The sequence below is a fragment of the Streptomyces sp. NPDC058246 genome (genome assembly GCF_042881985.1).
GTDB lineage: Bacteria > Actinomycetota > Actinomycetes > Streptomycetales > Streptomycetaceae > Streptomyces.
In genome coordinates, this window is record NZ_JBHVWZ010000005.1 from 316,103 (window position 1) to 338,887 (window position 22,785).

Here is a 22,785-nt window from a genome sequence, read left to right on the forward strand (position 1 = left end):
GCGCCGCACCACAGGCCCGCTCCCGGCATGATCGCCGGACGTACGAGACAGACCTCCGGCACAGACCTCCGGCCCGAGCGAAAGACGCACGGCTCAGGCGTCGGGCGTACGGCTCAGGCGTCGGGCGCACGACTCAAGCGTCGGGCGTCCAACGCGACGGGGGCATCGGGCGTACGCCACAGGCACACTCCGTGCACCGGTACGCGCTGCAGGCGCGCCCGAACGACCGCCGTGACCGCCGTACAGGTGCCGCCGCAGCGGCACCCTCAGCGTCCTCCGAACCGAACCGAACCGAATCGAACCGCACCGCACCGCACCGCACCACAGCGCAGCGCACCGCAGCGATCCGTACACCCAACCGACCCGGACGACGCACCACGGCGACGAACCGCGGCGACGAACCGGGAAGACGAACCGGGACGACGAACCGCAGCGACGGGCCACAACGACAGACCGCGACGACGCGCCCCGGGCGCAGGAAGCCCGAACGAATCCCGGACGGCGTCCGGAACCCGCTCAGACCCCTGCGCCCAGCACCGAGTTGATCTGCTGCGGGTCGCCGCAGACGATCAGCAGGGCGCCGGCCCGACCGAGGGCCAAGGGCAGGGCGGTGGCGGCGACAGCGGCGGGACCGCCGTTGACGGCGACCACGACCACGGGACGGGACGCGGCCCGGCCCGCGACGGAGGCGTCGGCGTAGAAGACGTCGTCGCCCGCGTCGTGCTGCGCCCAGTACGCGGCCTCGCCGAAGGAGAGTTCGTGCGCGGCCCACGGGTGGGGTTCGCCGGTGGTGATCACCAGCACCTCACCTGGGGCGCGGCCCGACTCCAACAGCAGGTCGACGGCTTCTTCGGCGGCGTCCAGCGCGCCCTCGGCCGAGGCCGGGATCAGCTGGATCTGCGGGGTGGCGGCAGCGGGTGCGGCCGCCGGTGCGGACGGTCCCGGCGTCGCCACGACCGGCTCGCGCGGGGTGCGTTGGGCCGGCATCGGCCGGACAGGACCCGGGCGGCCGGGACGCGGCGGGGCCGCGGGACGGGGTCCGGGTACGGGACGGGGGGTCGGCGCGGTGCGGCCACTGGCCGGAGTGGCGCGGGGACCCTGGGCACTCTCGTGAATCTGAGGCTCCTCGGGAATGAGAGGCATGAGCTGATATTTATCAAACGCCGGTGCGACTCGCGTCGGCGGGTGGCACATGAGTGCGAGCGGAATCGTCAGAAATCGAAGCCGAGCTGACCCTCGATCTCCGGAACGTTTCCGTCCGCCCAACTGCGGACCTTCTTGAGGTGCCGCCACTGGGGCAGCGCATCAAGATACGCCCACGACAACCGGTGGTACGGGGTGGGCCCCCGCTCCTCCAGCGCGGCTTTGTGGACCGGCGACGGGTACCCGGCGTTGTCCGCAAAACCGAAGTCTGCATGGTCGATACCCAGTTCGGCCATCATTTTGTCGCGCCGAACCTTGGCGATCACCGAAGCCGCCGCCACGGCGACGCAGGACTGGTCGCCCTTGATCACCGTACGGACCCGCCAGGGGGCGCCGAGATAGTCGTGCTTCCCGTCGAGAATGACCGCGTCGGGGCGGACCGGCAGGGCTTCCAGGGCGCGTCCGGCCGCCAGGCGCAGCGCGGCCGTCATGCCCCGGTCGTCGATCTCCTCCGGAGAGGCGTGCCCGAGGGCGTACGAGGTCACCCACTTCTCCAACTCCGGGGCGAGCGCGGTGCGCCGCTTGACGGTCAGGAGCTTGGAGTCGGTGAGCCCTTCAGGCGGACGGCGCAGCCCCGTGACGGCGGCGCAGACGGTGACCGGGCCGGCCCACGCACCGCGGCCCACCTCGTCGACACCGGCAATGATCTTCGCCCCGGTCGTGGCGCGAAGGGAGCGCTCGACGGTGTGGGTGGGTGGTTCGTACGGCATGGCGCCCTCAGCCTACGCCGCCCGGAGCCCCTCGCGACACCCAGGTTCCCCGGGCGATCCGGGCATCCGCGCCGGAGTCGGTCAGGCGGCCCGGCGGCGCAGCAGCGGGACCATCAGCTGGTCGATCATCTCCTCCAGATCCCGCTCGCTCCATTCGCTCGCGCACACCTTGGTGCGGTACATCAGCATCGCCGGGATGACGTCGAAGACGTAACTGTTCGCGGCGTCGGGGCGCACTTCTCCCCGCCCGATACCGCGGTGGATGACCTCGCGAAGCAGGCGCATGGTCGGCTCGACGACCCCTTCGACGATCACCCGGTTGAAGAGCTCGGCCTGGGAGACATCGCATTCGTGAAGGACGGAGCGCAGCGCGAATCCGGGCTGCGAGAACATCGTCTCGCGCACTCGCCGGCACAGTTCGAGCAGGTCCTCGCGGACGTCGCCCAGGTCGGGTGCCTCCGTCAGGCTCGGCAGCCCGGCCTGGAGCGCGTCCGCGACAAGGTCCTCCTTGGACGGCCAGCGACGATAGACCGCGGCCTTGCCGGTCTGGGCGCGCGCGGCCACGCCCTCCATCGTGAGGCCGTTCCAGCCGACCGTGCCGAGCTGCTCCAGCGCGGCGTCCAGGATCGCGCGCTCGAGTACGGCACCGCGTCGGCGCGAGGAGGCCGTCCGAGCGGGGGCGGCCGTCCAACGCGAAGTAGCCATCTGAGTGTCTCCGTTGCGCAAGGGGAGCGGGGTCTTCCGGGGAGGGGCGAGCGAAAGAGTGTGACATCAGGGGCAGCGAATTCAGTGAACGCTTGCGTTCACTGTTGGGGACTCACTACCGTTGACGCGGCAGTGAACGCGAGCGTTCACTAACGCACTTGTGGGGGACCCATAGTGACAACCTCTCAGTTGATTCAGGATCCAGAGCGTCCAAAGTCGGGAGCGGCCCGCCGGGAGGGGCACCCCGGCATCGCGCTCGCCGTCATCGCGGCCTGCCAACTCATGGTGGTACTCGACGCGACGATTGTGAACATCGCGCTCCCGCACATTCAAGACGCGCTCAAGTTCAGCACGACCGACCTGACGTGGGTGGTCAGCGCGTACACCCTCACCTTCGGTGGCCTGCTGCTGCTCGGCGCCCGGGCCGGTGACATCCTCGGCCGGCGCCGGGTCTTCATGGCCGGCATCCTGCTGTTCACCTTCGCCTCGCTGCTCGGCGGACTCGCCCAGGAACCGTGGCAGTTGCTGGCCGCCCGGGCCCTCCAGGGCGTCGGTGGCGCGATCGCGTCGCCCACATCGCTGGCGCTCATCACCACCACCTTCCCGGAAGGCCCGGAGCGGAACCGGGCCTTCGCCGTCTTCGCCACGGTCTCGGCCGGCGGTGGCGCGATCGGTCTGCTCGCGGGCGGCATGCTCACGGAGTGGCTCGACTGGCGGTGGGTGCTCTTCGTCAACGTACCCATCGGTGTCCTGATCGCCGTACTCGCGCCGATGTACATCAACGAGTCCGAACGCCATCCCGGACGCTTCGACTTCGCGGGTGCGCTCACCTCGACGGCCGGAATGGCGTCCCTGGTGTACGGCTTCATCCGTGCCGCGGAGGAGGGCTGGCGGGACAGCCTCACGATCGGGTCGTTCGGCGCGGCCGTGGTGCTGCTGGCGGCCTTCGGGATCACCGAGAGGCGGGCCAAGGAGCCCATCACACCTCTGAGGATGTTCGCCGACCGCAACCGCTCGGGCACGTACGTGATCATGCTGAGCCTGGCCGCGGCGATGTTCGGCATGTTCTTCTACATCGTGCTCTTCGTGCAGAACGTGCTCGGGTACAGCCCGATCTCGGCGGGCGTGGCCTTCCTTCCGGTGACGGTCGCGATCGCGATCGGTGCGGGTCTGTCGCAGCGGTTCCTGCCGGTGCTCGGCCCCAAGCCGTTCATGGTCGTCGGTTCGACTCTCGTCGCGATCGGACTCGGCTGGCTGACCTTCATCAGCCCTGACAACTCGTACGTCGGCGGGGTGCTCGGCCCGATGCTGCTGTTCGGCTTCGGCATGGGCCTGAACTTCGTGACACTGACGGTCACCGCGGTCTCGGGTGTCGCCCAGCACGAGGCGGGCGCGGCCTCGGGACTGCTCAACGTCACGCAGCAGGTCGGCGGTTCGCTCGGCCTCTCCATCCTCACCACGGTCTTCGGCTCGGCCAGCCGTGACGAGGCGGAGAAGCAGATGCCGAAGTTCCTGACGGGCGCCTCCCCCGAGCAGAAGGCGGAGTTCGCCAAGACCCACCAACTGCCGGCTCCTTGGGGTCACCAGGTGCTCGCCGAGGGCATTTCGACCGCCTTCATACCGGCGGCCGCGATGGCCGTGCTGGCCCTGATCACCGCCGCACTGGTGATCCGGGTCCGCAGGAGCGACCTGGACGCCCTCGCCGGCACGGCAGGCCCTGCCGCGGGCTGACGGCGGCGCTGCGGACGGCCGGACCGGCGTCCTCGTCGTCGGGCTACCGACGCCGGTCCGGCCACCCGCGGTACGACACCGAGGGCGCCCCTCAGAAGGGGTGCCAGTACCCCGGGAAACCGGCGCTCAGCGATACATGAGGTCGTCCGCCACCCGGCTGCACGCACTCCAGTCCGGGTCCTTCGCCGGAGGCCGGTCGTGGAGGATGTCCCGGGCCCGCGCCTCGCCCCAACTGGTGGCGTACCAGGGTGCGTCAGCCGCTTCCAGGTCGTACGCGATGGGCCGCAGCGCGCAGGAACGCAGCGGCTCCTTCAGCCTGTCGAGGGCGGGTACGGCGTCGGCGGACAGGTCGCGCGCGTAGTCGAGGTCGAACTTGCCCGTGTCCTCGTACCGCTGGACGTTGCGCTCGGCGATCAGACCGTCGGGCGACAGCAGCCCGAACGCGAGCACACCGGCCGCCGCACTGGCCGCGACGGCTCGCGGCAGCCAACGCGCGCCCCAGACGCCGGCCGCCATGATGAGCACGATGACCAGGCCCAGCCAGAGCTCCACGGCCACCACCGAGACCCTCAGCCGCGTCAGTCCATAAGCCTCCACATACATGTCCATACGTCGCACAGCCGATGCGACGACAACGAGCGCAAGACCGCACAGAGTTCCCAGCACACCCCGCACCAGCTTCCGGTCGCCCGCGTCGTCGCGTGGTGCCCAACGCAGCGCGAAGACGATGACGAGCAGGGTCAGCAGGGTCACGAGGAGCAGCTGCCAGAAGCCCTGCCGCGCGTATTGCGCGTAGGTCTGACCGGTGTTCTTCAGTACGGCGTCGTATCCGCCGAACAGCACGGCGAGCTGGACGGCGTTGAAGGCCGCGAAGAGGACGGCGAGCACGATCAGCGGCAGCGCCCACTCGAAACGGCCACGAGGGCGGCCCTCGGGCACCTCGACCCCGTCCCACTGGACCGGCGCCGCGGCCGTATGAGCCGCTGCGAGCGCTCCGACCAGGCCGAACACCAGGAGCACGGCGTGCCAAGGGCCTCCGGAGACCGAAGCGTCCGGCACCAGATCGCCGAGCAGGTCGGCGAAGGCGGCGTCGGCCCCCGCGAACAGCGCCCCGAAGACCAGCAGCAGGACCGCGCTGACCGCGAGCGCGCGCAACCCCGCCCCCACGCTCCGGCGGGCGCCGCCGAACCGTTCCCGCAGTCCTCGCCAGCCCCAGGCGGGGCCGGTGACCAGGGAGTTGAAGACACCGATGGGGCCGAGCAGGACCGCGGGCCAGGTGCGGCCGCCGTGCAGGGCGAGTGAGCCCAGCGCGATCGCCGTGACGACGGCGAGGAACGAGGGCCAGTCCGCGTCGCGCAGGGCGGGCACGATCAGCAGACCGAGGCCGCCGACACCCCACACAAGCGTCCACGCGCGCGTGCGTCGTCCCGCGGCCCGCCCGGCGAAGTACGCGGCGAGCGCGGCCGGGATCGCGACCAGCAGGAGATTGAGCGCCAGACCGTCACCCAGGAGCAGCATGCTCAGCAGGCCGGTGGCGAGCACGGCCCACAGCGTGGCCGTACGCACCGGTGCCGGCGACCTGACCTGAAGGCCGGCCAGCCATGACTCCCTGCCGTCCTCCGCCACCCCCGCTTCCCCTGGCTTCTCTGCCACCCGCGGCTCCCCCGGCTCCGCCGGCTCCCCCACTTCCCCCGGCTTCTCTGCCACCCGCGGCTCCCCCGGCTCCGCCGGCTCCTCCGCTTCCCCCGGCTCCTGGCCTCTCGGCTCGGGCGTGGACGCTATGTCGGACACGGGACCCCTCCCAGCCGGCCTCTGGGCAGCCCACGTCACGCCACTGCGGCGGAAGGCTGCTGCCGGTGTCTCGTCGGCGAACGCCCGTCATGATCAACAGGCGGCGTGGCGGACAGGGTATCCACGGGCAACACGGCTCGGAGAGGGGCGGCAGGGCTGTAGCAAGCCTGTGACAGTGGCATGCCAGTCAATTCGGCCCCGGGGTCACGGCGGCGCGCGCCCTACGCCCCCTGCACCCGTGCACCCGTGCACCCGTGCACCCGTGCACCCGTGTCAGACCGTACGGCACCGGTCTCGGCCCGGGGTCGGCCTCGGTCTTGGCCGAGCCGTACACGCCCATCGAGCCGTACACACCCATCAGACCGTACGAAGCCTAGGCGCCACTCACCGTACGGCCGTACGCGGGACCCGGCACCCACTCCGGCAGCCCCTCCGTCCGCTCCGCCCACACTCCCGGTGGCGCCCCCGCCTTCCCGGAGGCGACGACGCCGCCCACGATGGCGCAGGTGGTGTCCACGTCGCCGCCGGCCTGGGCGGTGACCCAGAAGGCTTCTTCGTAGTCGCCGAGGGCCCGGGCAGCCGACCAGAGGGCGAACGGGACGGTGTCGTGTGCCGACGTACGCCGTCCGCAGCCCAGTACGGCTGCCACGGTCGCGGCGTCGCCGTAGTCCAGCATGTCCCGGGCGCGCCGCAGACCCGCGCCGACGGCGCTGCGCGGCACGAGCGCGACGACGCCGTCGAGCAGCGCCTCGGCGCTCGGCGGTCCCGCCGGGTCGGCGGCCAGCGCCGCGGCCGCGGCGACGGCCATGGCGCCGACCACGGCCTCGCGGTGCTGGTGCGTGGGGTACGCGGAGATCTCCGCCTGGTGGGTCGCCTGCTCCGGGTCGTCCGCGTACCAGGCGCCCAGGGGGGCGATCCGCATCGCGGCGCCGTTGCCCCAGGAACCCTGGCCCTTGAAGAGGGCGGACGCCAGCTCGCGCCAGTCGCCACCCTCCCGGATCAGCCGGAGCAGTCTGTTGACCGCGGGGCCATAGCCCCGGTCGAAATCGTGGTGCTCGGCGAAGGATCGGGCCAGTTCGTCCTGGTCGATGCGGCGGTGCGCGGCCAAAACGGCCACTACGGAGCAGGCCATTTCGGTGTCGTCGGTCCACTGCCAGGGACCGGACGGCAGCTCACGGCGCTTGAGCAGCGGGTAGTTCGCGGGCACGAAGAACTGTGAGCCCAGCGCGTCTCCCACCGCGAGTCCGCGCAGGCTGGCCAGGGCGCGGTCCAGGCGCCCGTCGGGAGAGGAGTCAGCGGTCATCGCCCTGCCACTCTATCCGGTGACTCCGTACGATTCCGGATCACGCCATTGGTCAAACGGCCGGTCAAGGGTGTACCTGCCGTCCTCCCCCAGAACGAGCATCCGTGTCTCCCCGTTCCCCGGATTCGACAGGGACTCGAATTCCGCGACCGTCCAGTGGAACCAGCGCATGCAGAACAGCCGCATGGCCAGGCCATGGGTCACCAGGAGCACGTTCGGCGGGTGGTCGGGGGCCTCGAAGCTGCGGTACAGGCTCTCCAGGAAACCGCCGACCCGGTCGTACACGTCGGCGCCGGACTCGCCCTGCGCGAAGCGGTAGAAGAAGTGCCCGTAAGCGTCCCGGTATGCCTTCTGGAGGCGTACGTCGTCGCGGTCCTGCCAGTTGCCCCAGTCCTGCTCGCGCAGCCGCGGCTCCTCGCGCACCCGTACGAGTTCGGGGTCGAGGTGGAAGGCGCGGAACGTCTCGTGCGTACGGCGGTAGGGGGACACGTAAACGCTTACGCGCTCCCGTCCGAAGAGGTCCCGCAACTGTTTGCCGGTGTCCTCCGCCTGCTGCCACCCCTTCTCGGTCAGCGCCAGACCGTGGTCGGGCTCGCGTTCGTACACGGTGTCATCGGCATTGCCCACCGACTCGCCGTGCCGGACAAGGACGATGCGCCGCGGTCGTGCCATGCCACGACCCTAGATCGTGTCGCGCCCGATCGAGCACTCGTACGGGCCTCATACGGCGTAGGTCACACAGCTCCCGCACACGGGGACCACGACAGATGGCCCCTGAGACCGCCCGAAAAAGGCTTCACTGGTCGCTCGGTACCCACTGGTCCCTGGGACCGTCGAGCCCCTGGGACCGTCCACTCCCCCGGACCGTCCAGCCCCTGAGACCACCCCCGGCTGCCCCCTCAGACCGTCCAGCTGGGCTCCAGTTCCACGATGTCGCCGGCGAGGGCCGCGACGTCGGCCTCGATCTGGGCGCGCAGCGCGAGCCGTTCCACCCGCTCGGCGCGGTACTTGCCGTGCTCGGCGGCCGACTGCCACATGGAAAGGATCAGGAACTCGTGGCCGGGTCCCTCGCCGAACAGGCCCCGCAGCATGCCCGGCGAGCCCGCCATCGCGGGGTTCCAGACCTTCTCCTGCATCAGCGCGAAGTGCTCGGTCCGTTCCTCGTGGATCCGGCAGTGGGCCACCCGCACCAGGTCGGCGTCCGTGAAGCGCGGTTCGAATCCGGTCTTCACGTCGAATCGGTGATCGAACAGTTTGACCTGGGAGTCCTTGAAGGTGCCCGACTGCGCGGCAGCGAGCCGGTCGTGGGAGCGGGCCATGAAGGAGTCGTAGAAGGCGCGGCTTTCCCAGAAGGCGAAGATGTGCGCGACGCCGGACCGCCCCCGGCTCCATCCCCCGCCCTGTCCCCGGAAACCCGGCTCCCCCAGAAGCCCCGCCCACTTTCGCTGCCCGCGTTCGAAACCGCGGCGGTCCACCACGGTGCAGCGAATCCACTTGACCAGCACCGCGCCATCGTAAGGCCACCGAGCGTGGCGCCGGTCACGCTCCGGCGGAGTACACCCGCGCGAGCGCCCCGGCGCACGTGGCACGATGGAGAATCGGCCCTGACCGCAGGGTAGTTGGGCCAGGCAACACTTGGGGAACGGGGAGGGGAGATCCGGTGAACGGTCTCAACAAGGGCATCCGCAAGGTCGAGCTGGCGGTGAAGTGGGATCCGAGTCCCGTCGGTCAGCCCGCGACCGATCTCGACATCATCGCGGCGACCTTTCTGGCGTCGACCCCGCACGAAAGCCCTGCCTACGTAGTGCACTTCGACAGTCGCTCGCCCGACGGAACCATCTATCTGAACCGGGACAGCAAGGACGGCAAGGGCTTCGGCTGGGACGAGGTCATGACGCTGGAACTCGACCGCCTGGACAGCCGCTACGCGCGCGTGGTGGTCGGCGTTCTCATCCAACAGCGCGCGGGACACAAGACGTTCGCAGGCGTGCGCAACCCCGCCTTTCGCATGCGTGAGGGCTACACCGTCCTGGCGGAGGACGACTTCGGCGAGGTTCTCGGGTCCACGGCCGCCACCATCGGTGAGTTCGTCCGCGACGACTCCGGAGAGTGGACTTTCCACCCGGGCATCCACGGTTACGACACGGACCCGGTGCACTTCGCCAGGGTCATGGGAAGCCACCAGGAGTCCTGAGCAGGTCACTCACCTCTGACGCGCGCCCTTCCGCGGCTCTCGACCAACCGATCTCCTCGGCGGCCCGCGAGCCCACGTGGGGAGAGGCCGTCATCAGCCGGCCGTCCAGCCGGGGACCGTCGGCAGCCCCTGCTCGAGACGCGGAGCAGCGCCGCGTCATCGGGTGGCACGTCGTCCTGGCGCCATATGACGACCTCGAAGGAGTCGCGATGCGCGCCGGGGAAGCCAAACCGGTGGTCGGCTAGTGGGGGAAACAGAAATATCCCGGGCTTCCGGAAATGGCCGCTACGGACGTCGCCGGAGCGCGTTCCGCAACGCCGAGGGCGGTGCAGCCGACGTACCGGCTCCACCGCCCTCACCAGCTAGTTCACGCCCAGCGGGCGACCAGGATCAGCTGCAGCCGCTGGTCGATCCGCACCCCTCGCAGATGTAGCAGGAACCGGCTCGCTGCATCTTCGTACCGCAGGAGAAGCACAGCGGGGCGTCGGCCTGGATGCCCAGTTGCATCTCCACCAGTTCGGCACTGGTGTGCACCTGCTTCGGGGCGGGCACCACCGCCTCGACCTCGGCCTTGGGGGTGGCGACGGCCTTCAGTTCCTGCGCGCGGGGCGCGGACTGGGCCAGACCCTCGACGTCGACCTCGTCGTCGGCGGGCTCGTAGGAGCCCGTCTCCAGGTGACGCTGACGCTCCTCGGCGGAGTGGATGCCGAGCGCGGAGCGGGTCTCGAAGGGCAGGAAGTCCAGCGCCAGGCGACGGAAGATGTAGTCGACGATCGACTGCGCCATCCGCACATCCGGGTCGTCCGTCATTCCGGCCGGCTCGAAGCGCATGTTCGTGAACTTCGAGACGTACGTCTCCAGGGGCACGCCGTACTGCAGACCCACCGAGACGGCGATCGAGAAGGCGTCCATCATGCCCGCGAGGGTCGAGCCCTGCTTCGACATCTTCAGGAAGACCTCGCCGAGACCGTCGTCCGGGTAGGAGTTGGCGGTCATGTAGCCCTCGGCGCCGCCCACCGTGAAGGAGGTGGTGATGCCGGGCCGGCCCTTGGGGAGGCGCTTGCGGACCGGGCGGTACTCGACGACCTTCTCGACCGCGGTACGGATGGTCTCCTCGGCCTTGGCGGTGACCTCGGTCTTCTCCTTCTCCTTGGTCTTCGCGGAGAGGGGCTGGCCGACCTTGCAGTTGTCGCGGTAGATCGCGAGCGCCTTGACGCCCATCTTCCACGCCTCGAAGTAGACCTCTTCGACGTCCTCGACGGTCGCCGTCTCCGGCAGGTTGACCGTCTTGGAGAGCGCGCCGGAGATCCAGGGCTGGATCGCGGCCATCATGCGGACGTGGCCCATCGCGGAGATGGAGCGCTCGCCCATGGCGCAGTCGAAGACCTCGTAGTGCTCGTGCCTGAGGCCGGGGGCGTCGACGACATTGCCGTTCTCGGCGATGTGGGCGACGACCGCCTCGATCTGCTCCTCCTGGTAGCCCAGGCGGCGCAGGGCCTGCGGCACGGTGCCGTTCACGATCTGCATCGAGCCGCCGCCGACCAGCTTCTTGAACTTGACCAGCGCGAGGTCGGGCTCAAGACCGGTGGTGTCGCAGGACATCGCGAGACCGATGGTGCCGGTGGGCGCGATGACCGAGGCCTGCGCGTTGCGGAAGCCGTTCTTCTCGCCGAGGTGCAGGACGTCCTGCCAGGCCTCCGTGGCGGCGGCCCAGATCGGCGTGTCCAGGTCGTCGACGCGGACGGCCACGGCGTTGGCGTCGGAGTGCTGCTTCATGACGCGCTGGTGCGGCTGCGCGTTGCGGGCGTAGCCGTCGTACGGGCCGACCACCGCGGCGAGCTCGGCGGACCGCTTGTACGAGGTGCCGGTCATCAGCGAGGTGATCGCACCGGCGAGGGCGCGGCCGCCATCGGAGTCGTACGCGTGCCCGGTCGCCATCAGTAGGGCGCCGAGGTTGGCGTAACCGATGCCCAGCTGACGGAAGGCGCGGGTGTTCTCGCCGATCTTCTGGGTCGGGAAGTCCGCGAAGCAGATCGAGATGTCCATCGCGGTGATGACCAGCTCGACGACCTTGGCGAAGCGCTCGACCTGGAAGGACTGGTGGCCCTTGCCGTCGTCCTTCAGGAACTTCATCAGGTTCAGCGAGGCGAGGTTGCAGGACGTGTTGTCCAGGTGCATGTACTCGCTGCACGGGTTCGAGCCGTTGATGCGGCCGGACTCCGGGCACGTGTGCCAGTGGTTGATCGTGTCGTCGTACTGGATGCCCGGGTCGGCGCAGGCCCAGGCCGCCTCGGCCATCTTGCGGAAGAGCGCCTTGGCGTCGACCTCCTCGATGACCTCGCCGGTCATGCGGGACGTCAGGCCGAACTTGCCGCCCGACTCGACGGCCTTCATGAACGTGTCGTTCACGCGGACGGAGTTGTTGGCGTTCTGGTACTGGACGGACGTGATGTCGTCGCCGCCCAGGTCCATGTCGAAGCCCGCGTCACGCAGGGCGCGGATCTTCTCCTCCTCCTTGACCTTGGTCTCGATGAAGTCCTCGATGTCGGGGTGGTCGACGTCGAGGATGACCATCTTGGCCGCGCGGCGGGTGGCGCCGCCCGACTTGATCGTTCCCGCGGAGGCGTCGGCGCCGCGCATGAAGGAGACGGGACCCGAGGCGTTGCCGCCCGAGGAGAGGAGCTCCTTGGAGGAGCGGATGCGGGAGAGGTTCAGGCCGGCACCGGAGCCGCCCTTGAAGATCATGCCCTCTTCCTTGTACCAGTCGAGGATCGACTCCATGGAGTCGTCGACGGACAGGATGAAGCAGGCGGAGACCTGCTGGGGCTGGGGCGTCCCGACGTTGAACCAGACGGGGCTGTTGAAGCTGAAGATCTGGTGCAGGAGGGCGTACGCCAGCTCGTGCTCGAAGATCTCGGCGTCGGCGGGCGAGGCGAAGTACTTGTAGTCCTCGCCGGCCTTCCGGTACGTCTTCACGATGCGGTCGATGAGCTGCTTGAGGCTCACCTCGCGCTGCGGGGTGCCCACGGCACCGCGGAAGTACTTGCTGGTGACGATGTTGACCGCGTTCACCGCCCACTCGGCGGGGAACTCGACGCCACGCTGCTCGAAGTTGACCGAGCCGTCGCGCCAGTTGGTCATGACGACGTCACGGCGTGCCCACTCCACCTCGTCGTACGGGTGCACGCCGGGGGTGGTGTGGATGCGCTCGATGCGCAGCCCCTTGCTGGCCTTGGTGCCCTTGGCGCGGGAACCTCGTGCCGGACCGCTCGCCGTCTCTGTCATGCCGCCTCCCTGTATCAGGCTAAAACGCCCTGAAGTGCCCCGTTCTTCCCGTGGCACGGTGTGTGTCTGGTGCTGCGCGCGCCGCATACGCGGCCGCCCGCAGCAGGTCTGTGGTCGCCGCCGACGAGCCGACCCGAGTCGGCCTTCCCGTCAGTCGGCGGCGCTGGCGGGCACGGGGACCTGGACAGTCCCTCCGGACCCGCGGTCGCTTTCCGGGCGCTCCGCGGGGGCGTCTTCGTCGTCCGCCCCATCCGCAGCGGGGCGCCGCCTCGTCTCTTCCCTGAGTTCCGCGATGGCGGCCTCGAAGTCCTCGAGCGAGTCGAACGCCCGATAGACGGACGCGAACCGCAGATAGGCGACGAGGTCGAGTTCCTGCAATGGGCCGAGTATGGCCAGCCCCACGTCGTGGGTGGTCAGTTCGGCACTTCCGGTGGCACGCACCGCCTCTTCGACCCGCTGGCCGAGCTGGGCGAGTGCGTCCTCGGTGACGGGCCGCCCCTGACATGCCTTGCGCACGCCGTTGATGACCTTGGTACGGCTGAAGGGCTCGGTCACGCCGGAGCGCTTGACGACCATCAGCGAGCACGTCTCCACGGTCGTGAAACGACGGGAGCAGTCGGGGCACTGGCGGCGCCTGCGGATCGACGTGCCGTCATCGGTCGTACGACTGTCGACGACACGGCTGTCGGGGTGCCTGCAGAAGGGGCAGTGCATGGCTCCAACCCTCCTTCACAGCACGACTCATAGACCTCGTGAGACCTCTCGGGCCCCTCGAAGCAGCCCCAAGCATAGGCGATGGCCGGAGGCTCGAAGACCCGGGGGACCACAACACTTGGGCTGCTCTTGCAATCCAACCACTAGATGTGGGGATCGGCGCGCAAATGGGCCCACCACGCGCGTGTCGCACACGTATTGGCATGTGCCGCACGGCCATACCGATCCCGGACACGCGGAGATACCGTGGTGGCCGTGCAGATAGGGGGGCCGGTACCCGGTTGACGGGGTACTGGATGGCAGACTGGGCCGCGGCACACATCTGCCGGCAGGGTCATCGCCCCGGCGGTGAAGAGTACAACAATGGGTCCTTTTGTCCGCCGACTGCTGCGCAAGCCATACACCTCGACACATGATCGCGTCAGGTAATCCGCGTTTTTTCACTCGAACGTGTGTTTGGCGCAACCTTTCGAAAGCAACTACCGTTGTCCAGCAGGGAGACCATCGAGAGGGGCCGACGTGACCACCACCGCAGACAGTGCCACCATCACTGCCCAGGACCGCTCCCAGGGCCGACTCGAGCCGGTGCATGCGATGAACGAAGCCGTGAACCATGAGGGACCCAAGCGCTCCCTGCCGGGCCGACCTCCAGGCATCCGGGCGGACAGCTCCGGACTCACGGACAGGCAGCGCCGGGTGATCGAGGTCATCAGGGACTCTGTGCAACGGCGCGGCTACCCGCCGTCGATGCGGGAGATCGGACAGGCGGTCGGCCTTTCCAGCACCTCCTCGGTCGCGCATCAGCTGATGGCACTGGAGCGCAAGGGCTTCCTGCGCCGCGACCCGCACCGCCCGCGCGCGTACGAGGTCCGGGGGTCCGACCAGTCGTCGGTGCAGCCCACGGACACAGCGGGCAAGCCGGCCGCGTCGTATGTACCGCTCGTCGGCCGGATCGCCGCCGGTGGCCCGATCCTCGCCGAGGAGTCCGTCGAGGACGTCTTCCCCCTCCCGCGCCAGCTGGTCGGTGACGGCGAGCTGTTCGTCCTGAAGGTCGTCGGTGACTCGATGATCGAGGCCGCCATCTGCGACGGGGACTGGGTGACGGTCCGCCGCCAGCCGGTCGCGGAGAACGGCGACATCGTGGCCGCCATGCTCGACGGCGAGGCCACGGTGAAGCGCTTCAAGCGCGAGGACGGGCACGTGTGGCTGCTGCCGCACAACTCCGCGTACCAGCCGATCCCTGGCGACGAGGCGACCATCCTCGGCAAGGTCGTGGCAGTGCTGCGGCGGGTGTAACCACCTGCGAAGGGCGGGACGCTCCGCCCCGCCCCTGACCGGGCCCCGGAACCACCTGCGCCGGTTCCGGGGCCCTGCGTTTTTCTGGCCGAGGGCCTTGGGGGGTGCGTTTCTGGCCGGGGGCTTTGAGGGTTAGGCGTTTCTGACCGGGGGCTTTGAGAGTTAGGCGTTTCTGTCCGGGGGCCTTGAGGGGTAGACGTTTCCGTCCGGGGGCCTTGAGGGGCAGACGTTTCTGTCCGGGGGGCACGCCCGGCGCAGCGAGCTTCTGCGCGGATCGGTGCCCAGACGCCAGGTAGCTCGAGCTCTGGGGGTTGGGGGGCTGGGGGCGGAGCCCCCAGGTACGGGATGGGTAGGGGCGGCGGGGGCGAAAACGTCATTGCTAGGCACAGCCCTTCCTGGGCCCAGCGAGCCTCTGAGCGGCGGGGTGCCGGGGCCCATAGGGCGGTGATGAAGCCAGATGGCACCCGGGGCAGTGGTGAACAACGGGTCCTCCCGGCGTGGGAGAACTCGCCGTCGGGGCGACCGCCCCCTCCCCGGCGGGGATGCCGGGCCCGGGCCCGCGGCGGCGCGGGACAACGCGCCGCCCAGGCGCTACGCGTCCTCCGTCTTCCGCGCCGCCTCATCGATCGCCGCGAGCGACCTGCGGACCTGGTTGCGGTCCGTCGTGTACCAGAAGTTGGGCAGTGATGCCTTCAGGTAGCTGCCGTAGCGGGCCGTGGCCAGCCGCTGGTCCAGCACGGCGACGACACCCCGGTCCCCCGACGCTCGTACGAGCCGGCCGGCCCCCTGGGCCATGAGCAGTGCGGCGTGGGTGGCGGCGACCGCCATGAAGCCATTGCCGCCGTTGTCCTCGACCGCCTTCTGGCGGGCGCTCATCAGCGGGTCGTCGGGGCGCGGGAAGGGGATCTTGTCCATGACGACCAGCTGACAGCTGGGGCCCGGGACGTCCACGCCCTGCCAGAGCGACAGTGTGCCGAAGAGGCAGGTCTTCGGGTCGGCCGCGAAGTTCTTGATCAGCTCGCCGAGCGTCTCCTCGCCCTGCAGCAGGATCGGGTACTCGGGGATGCGCGAGCGCAGCTCCTCGGCGGCGAGTTGGGCGCCCCGCATCGAGGAGAACAGGCCGAGCGTGCGACCACCCGCGGACTGGATCAGATCGGTGAGTTCGTCCATCATGTCCGCGCGGTCGCCGTCCCGGGCCGGCCGCGACAGATGCTTGGCCACATAAAGAATGCCCTGCTTGGGGTAGTCGAAGGGCGAGCCGACGTCGATGCCCTTCCACTGGGGAAGATCCTCCCCCTCCGTGCCCTCCGGGGCGAGCCCCAGCGACGCTCCCACGCCATTGAAGTCGCCGCCGAGCTTGAGCGTCGCGGAGGTCAGGACGACGGAGCGGTCGGTGAAGAGCTTCTCCCTGAGCAGCCCGGACACGTTCATCGGAGCCACCCGGAGCGAAGCGCCGAAGCGGTCGTGTCGCTCGTACCAGACGACGTCCCACTCGGAGCCGTTCGTGATGCGCTCCGCCACGTCGTGCACGGACTCCACGGAGGCCAGGGCCTGCTTGCGCACCGCGTCCTCGTCCTGGACGGACTTGTCGCGCGTGGAGCCGAGTGCCGAGATCACCGTACGGGCGGCGTCACGCAGTGCCATGAGGGCGTACCCGAGGTCCTCGGGGATCTCCTCCAGGCGGCCCGGCAGCGCCAGCTCCATGAGCCGCTCGAACCCCTCGGCGGCGGTCTGGAGCTGGTCGGCGGCCTTCTCGTTGACCAGCTTCGCGGCGCGCCGGACGGCGCGGTTGACCTGCCCGGGGGTGAGCTCGCCGGTCGCCACGCCGGTGACCCGGGAGACCAGCTCATGGGCCTCGTCGACGATCAGCACCTCGTGCTGCGGGAGGACCGGCGCGCCCTCGATGGCGTCGATCGCGAGCAGCGCGTGGTTGGTGACGACGACCTCGGCGAGCTTGGCGCGCTCGCGGGCCATCTCGGCGAAGCACTCCGCTCCGTAGGCGCATTTCGTGGCGCCGAGGCACTCCCGGGACGACACGGACACCTGGCCCCAGGCGCGGTCGGAGACGCCGGGCGTGAGATCGTCGCGGTCACCGGTCTCGGTCTCGTCCGACCACTCGCGCAGCCGCAGCAGATCCTGACCCAGCTTGCTGGTGGGCGCGGCCGCCTCGAACTGGTCGAAGAGGCCCTCCTCCTCTTCCTGCGGCACACCCTCGTGCAGGCGGTGCAGACACAGATAGTTCGACCGGCCCTTGAGCATCGCGAACTCGGGGCGGCGGCGCAGCAACGGATGCAGCGCGTCGACCGTGCGCGGGAGGTCACGCTCCACGAGCTGGCGCTGCAACGCCAGGGTGGCGGTCGCCACGACCACGCGCTCCCCGTGCGCGAGCGCGGGCACCAGGTAGCCGAGCGACTTTCCGGTGCCGGTGCCCGCCTGGACCAGCAGGTGGGAGCTGTCGTCGATGGCGCCCGCGACGGCTTCGGCCATGGTCGCCTGGCCAGGGCGCTCCGTGCCGCCGACGGCGGTGACGGCAGCATGCAGGAGTTCGGGGAGTGAGGGCTGTGTCATAGCTCTGCCACCCTACGGGGCGCCACTGACAATCGGGCGATCAAGGTGGCGACGACGGACGTGATCAAGACGGGCACGGGAAGCGTGATCACGGCTGGTGGAGAGGGTTCGGCACGGTGCCGTGCACGGCGGCGTGCGGGCGCTCGGGGCGGTCACGGTAGCCGTCCAGATGCAGCCTGTTGCGGTTCAGACACAGGCGCTCGATACGGGGAGTGAGCAGGTCGAACATCTCGTAACGCTCCTTGAGCTCGGGGAAGCGCGTCTGGTGGCGGATGATCTCCGCTCGTACGAGGGACCAGAACTCATCCTCCGGAACCCCCAGTTGCTCCTCGCAGAGGGGTGCGAGATAGCGGAACACCCCTACGAAGAGCCCGGAATGGATGAACTGGGTCAGGAAGGCGGGCGGCTCGGTGAGCAGCACCCGCCGCACCTCGTCCGGCATGGAGGCATGCTCGGGCAGGGGCTCCGCGCTCACATTGACGTCGTCCACGAAGTCCTTCACCGCGAGACGGACGGGTACGTCATGGTCGTCGAAGACAACGATCGCGTTCTCTCCGTGTGGGCTGAACACAGTGCCGTACCGGTAAAGGCAGTGCAGCAGCGGCGGCAGGAGCGCTGCGAAGAGACGACGCAACCAGACCCTCGGAGCCAGCCCCGAGCGCGCGACCAGCTGCGCCGTGAAGGTACGGCCCTCCGGGTCGGTGTACAGAAGCGCGGCCAGGGTGCGGGCGCGTTCACCCGGAGCCAGGTGGCGGGAGACCGGCTCGCGCCAGATCGCTCCGAGCAGCTCCTTGTACTGATAGGGCACTTCGGGGAGGGCGTCGTAGACCGGATGTCCCACGGTCACCGAGGCGACCTCGCCGAGCAGGATCACCCCGCAGGTGTCGCGCAGGAACGGATCGGCGTCGCGCAGGCCGTGCATCCAGGCCGTGACCGCGGGAGCAGCGAGCGTCCGTTCCGTCGGAAGGCCGCGCCACACCAGGGTGTTGAGGACCGACAGCGGCAGCTTCAGGGTGTGCCGGTCCGGGCGCGAGACATTGACGAAGCTACGGATCGACTGCTGGGGCAGACGCAGATCACCGTCCGAGTGCAGCGGCACGATCGCGTCCGCGGCGACATGGGATGCGAAGAGAGGGAGCACGACGTCGTCCCACTGCCAGGGGTGCACGGGCAGATAGAGGTACGACTCCGGCGCGAGCCCCCGCGCGCGCAGCACCGCGTCGAAGGACTCCCTTGTGTCAGGGGCGAGTTCGCGCGCGTAGAGGCGTTCCGCGGTGTCGAGGGTGGCGACGCCTCGGTAGGTGGCGAGCGTGGTGTGTACCGCGATCCACGGAAGGGGCATCGCTCGGCGGCCCTCGGGCGCCCAGTCGGCGGCGTCTCGCGCGGAGAAGCCGAGGCGGCCCTTGTTGAGCACGATCCAGGGGTGCCCGGTCTGGTGGCCCTCCAGCTCCGCGTATCCCAGGTCTGCGAGCTCCTCCGCCGCCCAGGCATTGTGGTCGATGCGCGTGTCCGCGGCGAGCGTGGTGCTCAACTCTCGGATGGCATGGCCGAGCGTCGATCCGTCGAGCCCCAGCGTGCCGCGCGCACGCGTGAGGAAGCCGACCGGGTCGGTGAAGGATCGGGGCTCCGCCCCTCCCTCCGCGAGGGTGAGCGAATCGGGGTCCACGCGCCAACTGTCGTACGCGGTCCGACGCGCGCGGAAGGACAGGCTGCCGCCGGCATCGAGACGGAGGGTGTAGGGCCGGAGGGCTTGCGAGGCGTGGGCGCGGCGGCTGTCGGCCGGGGCGGGTTGCTGCTCTGGGGCCGGGACGGCGGGGGCCGGGACGGCGGGAGGCGCAGAGGCCGGGGACAGGGCTGAGGGCGCGGATGGGGCCGATGTGGCGGACGGGACCGATGCCGGGGACAGGGCGGAGCCCGGGGACAGGGCGGAGGGCGCGACCGGCGTCCGCTCCGGCTCCGGCTCCGGCTCCGGCTCCGGCTCCGGCTCCGGCTCCGGCTCCGGCTCCGGCTGGATGATCCCCTCGTACGCGAACTCGCCGATCATCTTGGCGAGCAGGCGCCGTCCGGCCTGCTCCCACCGTTCTTTCCGCAGCTCAGGAGGGTCGTACAGGGTGGGCAGCGGTTCGGAGGCCGGGGTGGGGGACGAATTCGGCACGGGGACTCCTCGGCAGGGAACCGGATCGAGGCGAGCGGTGTACTAAAAGTGATGGCGCTACAACAGATCGCGCAGGGCCCGGTCTCGGACCATGAGGGCTGCCCGTTTGTCGGGCAGATCGACCTCGGCGGAGAACCGGAAGCCGGCGCTCAGGAAGGCGGATACGGAGGGGGTGTTGCGCAGGTCGGGTTCAGCGACGACACGAGCGCATGAGGGGCGCTGGTCCAGTACGTGGTCGGCGACGGCTCTGAGCAGAGTGGAGCCGAGACCTCGCCCACGGTCGGCGACACCGCCGATGAGGAGGTGAATTCCGGTGTCGTGCGGTCGGGCGGGGTAGTGCCGAGCCAGGAGATCGAGGTCCGCGCGGTAGATCTCCCAGTAACTCATCGGCGTGCCGTCCAGCACTCCGAGGCAAGGAACGCTGCGTCCGTCCCCGTCGAGTTGGCGGCGCAGATGCTCCTCCGCCACGGACTCGGGCCCCGCCAGTCCCCAGAATTCCGCGACGGTGGGGTCGTTCATCCAGCGGGTGATCAGCGGGAGATCGCGTGCGATGCGCACGGGCACCAGGTGGAAGACCCCCACGGCCGTGGTGGTCGGCCCCCAGCCGCCGACTCGGTCGAGCAGGTCGTCGGCGGCCGGCCCCCTGCCCGGTGCCTCGGCTTCCTCGGCGAAGAGCGCGATCAGCTCTTCGGGGAGGCGCAGGTCGAGGGTGTCCTCGCTGTCCGTGCTCGCACCGGAGCCCGAACCGGGGCCAGAAGCGGGACCCGGACGGGGCCCCGAGTCGGTGCCGAGTTCGGAGGTGGGGGCGGTACCGGCGTCGGTGCTCGCATCGGTGGGAGGCACGGCGACGCTCCTCTCAGGAGACGGGGTGGGTCATGTTCCTCAGGAATGAAGGGGGTTGGCGATGGTGACGTAGACGGACTGGGTGTCGACGGGTCCGACGAGTTCGTCGAGGCCGTGCAGCCGGGTGAGGAGGTTGGCCTTGCAGCGCAGGACGGGTGAGTCGAGCAGATGGGCGGGCAGGGGCGTACGCAACCGAGCCGGGCCGGTGGCCACGTCGGCGAGGAAGCGGCGGAAGGCGGCGATCAGCAGTTGTTCGTCGGCGAGGCGTTGGGAGCCGAACGCGCCGACGAGCCCGAGCACGTTGTTGATGGCGAGGTAGTAGGCGAAGCGTTCGTCGGTGACCTCGTCCGAGACGAACGTGTCACTCTGTTCGCCGATGCCGGGCAGCCGGGCGTCGAGTTCCGCGCGCCGTGACTCGCGGAAGTAGTAGCCCTGGTTGTCCCGGTACCGGGCCCCCTTGGGCCAACCCTCGGGATCCAGCAGGAGCAGGGTGTTCTGCTGGTGGGCTTCCAGCGCGATGCCCGCCTCGCTGTCCAGCCACAGCACGGGGCGTACGACCTGCTCCAGATAGCGCAGGAACCACTCGGTGGCGACGGCGCCGCGCGGGCGGCCGGTGTGTCCGGCGAGGCGCGTGACGATCTCGGTGAGCCGGGACCGCATAAGGGGCCGCCCCTGTACCGGATTCTCCGCGCCGGGCTGGGCGTGCGGCCGCGGCGAGACCAGTCCCGCGACGCAGCCGACGTCGTCCGTCGGGCCGAACGGGTTGTGCCGGATCATCACGTCGAGCCCGGCCAGCGGGCTGCCGTCCGAGCCGTTGACGGCTAGCCAGGCAGGGTCGCGGACGATGTCGAAGCCCGGGTGGGCTGCCTGCCACTGCTTGAACAGGCCGCCGCGCAGCAGACGATGGACCTCCACACCGCGGTGAAGTTCCTTGCGGAGGTTCTCACGACGGGAGTTGGTGATGCGCAGGCCCAGCGACAGCTTCAGCATCGCGGGAGCGCCGGAGCGGTAGACGGTGCGGACCGAGGAGGTGGGGTGCCATGGAGAGCCCTGCGGGCCGAGGTCCTGGAGCAGCCCGGCGTCCAGCAGGGCCGCGGTATCGCGACGGTGCCGGACCTCGCGCATCTGCCAGGGGTGCAGCGGCAGGGTGGCGTATCCGTCGGGCAACGACAACCCCGCGCCGGCCAGCCGCGTGGTCAGTTGCTCCGCCGGGACGAGACGGCCGCGCTCCGTCCATGCCGAGTCGGCCGCCAGCACCGAGGGGGCGACCGCCATCCAGTGCAGGGGGAAGGAGCCGCGCAACTCGGGTGAGTACAGGCGGGCTTCGGCCTCGGAGAGCCCCTCCCGGCCCTTCGGTGTGGGGTGCAGCGGGTGCCCGAGCAGGAGCGACTGTTCGGCGGTGAGAAAGAGGTCGGGCTCGTCGGCGGAGTGTTCTCTCCGGTGGCGGATGAATACGGCGGTGCGCCGCACGGAGTCGGCGACGCGCCCGACGAGGTCGGCACCCTCACCGGCCGGGCTGTGCGACGCCTGCGGGGCAATGGTCGTGGCCGCCGGGTCCACAGCCGTGGCTGCCGATGGTCCGGTCGCCGCTTGCCGCGCGAGCAGTGCCGCCACCGTGACCGCGTCGGCGGGCGGTGCCTCGTCCGGGGCGTCGGCGAGGTAGGGGAGGCCGAAGCGGTGCCAGCCGGAGGAGGACCAGTAGTGGACGGGGGCCACGAGGGTCGTGCCGCTGGCGGGGAGGGGGATGCGGAGGGTGCCGTCGTCGGGGGCGGGCAGGTTGTTCTCCCGTACCCAGCAGCGCAGCAGGTTCTCGACGGCCGCCGCCTGGGCCGCGGTCTGTGCGTCGGGATGCTCCAGCAGGTCGGCGGTGGCGCCGCGCAGCCGCTCGGACACCCGGACCCCTTCCTTCTGCCGGGGGACCGATTCGACCCCCGTCACGAACGGGGTCTGCGTGCCGCCGGCCGCTCGCTCATGGGTGTGGGGACGGCCGTCGGGTACGGGGCTGGCGTTCACGAGGGTTCCTTGGGGGGCGTTCGGGCTCGTGCGGCGACGAACCGGGGCGGTACTGGCGTGCGTGGGGCTTTGGCGTTCCTGGTTGGTTCGGTGGGGGTGGAAGTAGTGGTTCGCGTGAGGGTGGAAGGAGTGGTTTGAGTGGAGGTGGAAGGGGTGGTTCGGGTGTGGGTGGAAGTAGTGGTTCGGGTCGAGCGGGTGGGTGGAGGTCGCGATGAGGGATCTGGACTGCCGGGGAGACGAACGCGTGTCCAGGCGGGGCGCCTCGGGTCGGGCT

At 70.0% G+C, this 22,785-nt stretch carries 16 protein-coding genes; 3 read left to right on the forward strand and 13 right to left on the reverse strand.

Features of this window, described 5'->3' with window-relative positions; all coding sequences use genetic code 11:
• Positions 1–516: 516 nt before the first annotated feature.
• The 3 genes from ACFVXA_RS10470 to ACFVXA_RS10480 form a co-directional block, all read right to left on the reverse strand.
• Positions 517–1,143 (reverse strand): hypothetical protein, encoded by a 627-nt coding sequence (locus tag ACFVXA_RS10470; RefSeq protein WP_383740350.1) that lies wholly within the window; start codon positions 1,141–1,143, stop codon positions 517–519.
• Between the two features lie 68 nt (positions 1,144–1,211).
• On the reverse strand, positions 1,212–1,913 hold the full coding sequence (locus ACFVXA_RS10475; protein ID WP_383906547.1) for a ribonuclease HII: 702 nt from the start codon (positions 1,911–1,913) through the stop codon (positions 1,212–1,214).
• Positions 1,914–1,994: 81 nt separating this feature from the next.
• Positions 1,995–2,618, reverse strand: a complete 624-nt coding sequence (locus tag ACFVXA_RS10480; RefSeq protein WP_390024612.1) for a TetR/AcrR family transcriptional regulator — start codon at positions 2,616–2,618, stop codon at positions 1,995–1,997.
• 174 nt (positions 2,619–2,792) lie between these two features.
• Between ACFVXA_RS10480 and ACFVXA_RS10485 the strand changes: the two genes are divergently transcribed.
• Positions 2,793–4,349 carry an MFS transporter gene (locus tag ACFVXA_RS10485; protein WP_383740357.1) on the forward strand — a complete coding sequence of 519 codons (1,557 nt, stop codon included), beginning with the start codon at positions 2,793–2,795 and terminating at the stop codon, positions 4,347–4,349.
• Positions 4,350–4,475: 126 nt separating this feature from the next.
• Here ACFVXA_RS10485 and ACFVXA_RS10490 read toward each other — a convergent pair whose 3' ends face one another.
• The 4 genes from ACFVXA_RS10490 to ACFVXA_RS10505 all read right to left on the reverse strand — a co-directional run bounded on the left by ACFVXA_RS10490 (position 4,476) and on the right by ACFVXA_RS10505 (position 8,948).
• A complete protein-coding gene (locus ACFVXA_RS10490) occupies positions 4,476–5,948 on the reverse strand; it encodes a DUF4153 domain-containing protein (protein WP_390024656.1) in 1,473 nt (490 codons plus the stop codon).
• Positions 5,949–6,513: 565 nt separating this feature from the next.
• Positions 6,514–7,443 (reverse strand): ADP-ribosylglycohydrolase family protein, encoded by a 930-nt coding sequence (locus tag ACFVXA_RS10495; RefSeq protein ID WP_390024614.1) that lies wholly within the window; start codon positions 7,441–7,443, stop codon positions 6,514–6,516.
• 12 nt (positions 7,444–7,455) lie between these two features.
• Positions 7,456–8,115 carry a histidine phosphatase family protein gene (locus tag ACFVXA_RS10500; RefSeq protein ID WP_383740366.1) on the reverse strand — a complete coding sequence of 220 codons (660 nt, stop codon included), beginning with the start codon at positions 8,113–8,115 and terminating at the stop codon, positions 7,456–7,458.
• Positions 8,116–8,342: 227 nt separating this feature from the next.
• Entirely contained in the window at positions 8,343–8,948 is a 606-nt protein-coding gene (locus tag ACFVXA_RS10505) for a DUF4937 domain-containing protein (protein ID WP_362017042.1), read from the reverse strand.
• Positions 8,949–9,103: 155 nt separating this feature from the next.
• Here ACFVXA_RS10505 and ACFVXA_RS10510 point away from each other — a divergent pair, with 155 nt between their 5' ends.
• A complete protein-coding gene (locus ACFVXA_RS10510; protein WP_362017040.1) occupies positions 9,104–9,637 on the forward strand; it encodes a TerD family protein in 534 nt (177 codons plus the stop codon).
• Positions 9,638–10,027: 390 nt separating this feature from the next.
• Here ACFVXA_RS10510 and ACFVXA_RS10515 read toward each other — a convergent pair whose 3' ends face one another.
• Positions 10,028–12,922: a vitamin B12-dependent ribonucleotide reductase gene (locus tag ACFVXA_RS10515; RefSeq protein WP_362017038.1), complete on the reverse strand. Its 2,895-nt coding sequence runs from the start codon at positions 12,920–12,922 to the stop codon at positions 10,028–10,030.
• Between the two features lie 150 nt (positions 12,923–13,072).
• Positions 13,073–13,636: a transcriptional regulator NrdR gene (gene nrdR, locus ACFVXA_RS10520; protein WP_362017035.1), complete on the reverse strand. Its 564-nt coding sequence runs from the start codon at positions 13,634–13,636 to the stop codon at positions 13,073–13,075.
• Between the two features lie 519 nt (positions 13,637–14,155).
• On the opposite strand from nrdR, the gene lexA reads away from it, so the two are divergent.
• The gene (lexA, locus tag ACFVXA_RS10525) at positions 14,156–14,932 is read left to right on the forward strand and encodes a transcriptional repressor LexA (RefSeq protein ID WP_189188217.1); all 777 of its coding nucleotides are present in this window, start codon (positions 14,156–14,158) and stop codon (positions 14,930–14,932) included.
• A 591-nt stretch (positions 14,933–15,523) separates the two neighbouring features.
• Here lexA and ACFVXA_RS10530 read toward each other — a convergent pair.
• The 4 genes from ACFVXA_RS10530 to ACFVXA_RS10545 all read right to left on the reverse strand — a co-directional run bounded on the left by ACFVXA_RS10530 (position 15,524) and on the right by ACFVXA_RS10545 (position 22,511).
• Entirely contained in the window at positions 15,524–17,500 is a 1,977-nt protein-coding gene (locus tag ACFVXA_RS10530; protein WP_384024516.1) for an ATP-dependent DNA helicase, read from the reverse strand.
• Positions 17,501–17,588: 88 nt separating this feature from the next.
• The gene (locus ACFVXA_RS10535; protein ID WP_390024616.1) at positions 17,589–19,655 is read right to left on the reverse strand and encodes an IucA/IucC family protein; all 2,067 of its coding nucleotides are present in this window, start codon (positions 19,653–19,655) and stop codon (positions 17,589–17,591) included.
• 57 nt (positions 19,656–19,712) lie between these two features.
• Positions 19,713–20,498 (reverse strand): GNAT family N-acetyltransferase, encoded by a 786-nt coding sequence (locus tag ACFVXA_RS10540; RefSeq protein WP_383740379.1) that lies wholly within the window; start codon positions 20,496–20,498, stop codon positions 19,713–19,715.
• Positions 20,499–20,537: 39 nt separating this feature from the next.
• On the reverse strand, positions 20,538–22,511 hold the full coding sequence (locus ACFVXA_RS10545; RefSeq protein WP_390024618.1) for an IucA/IucC family protein: 1,974 nt from the start codon (positions 22,509–22,511) through the stop codon (positions 20,538–20,540).
• Positions 22,512–22,785: the final 274 nt, after the last annotated feature.

Excerpts from the sequence above, each read along its gene's own strand:
- ACFVXA_RS10470 (WP_383740350.1), bottom strand. The coding sequence starts at position 1,143 with ATGCCTCTCATTCCCGAGGAGCCTCAGATTCACGAGAGTGCCCAGGGT.
- ACFVXA_RS10475 (WP_383906547.1), bottom strand. The coding sequence starts at position 1,913 with ATGCCGTACGAACCACCCACCCACACCGTCGAGCGCTCCCTTCGCGCC.
- ACFVXA_RS10480 (WP_390024612.1), bottom strand. The coding sequence starts at position 2,618 with ATGGCTACTTCGCGTTGGACGGCCGCCCCCGCTCGGACGGCCTCCTCG.
- ACFVXA_RS10495 (WP_390024614.1), bottom strand. The coding sequence starts at position 7,443 with ATGACCGCTGACTCCTCTCCCGACGGGCGCCTGGACCGCGCCCTGGCC.
- ACFVXA_RS10500 (WP_383740366.1), bottom strand. The coding sequence starts at position 8,115 with ATGGCACGACCGCGGCGCATCGTCCTTGTCCGGCACGGCGAGTCGGTG.
- ACFVXA_RS10515 (WP_362017038.1), bottom strand. The coding sequence starts at position 12,922 with ATGACAGAGACGGCGAGCGGTCCGGCACGAGGTTCCCGCGCCAAGGGC.
- nrdR (WP_362017035.1), bottom strand. The coding sequence starts at position 13,636 with ATGCACTGCCCCTTCTGCAGGCACCCCGACAGCCGTGTCGTCGACAGT.
- ACFVXA_RS10530 (WP_384024516.1), bottom strand. The coding sequence starts at position 17,500 with ATGACACAGCCCTCACTCCCCGAACTCCTGCATGCTGCCGTCACCGCC.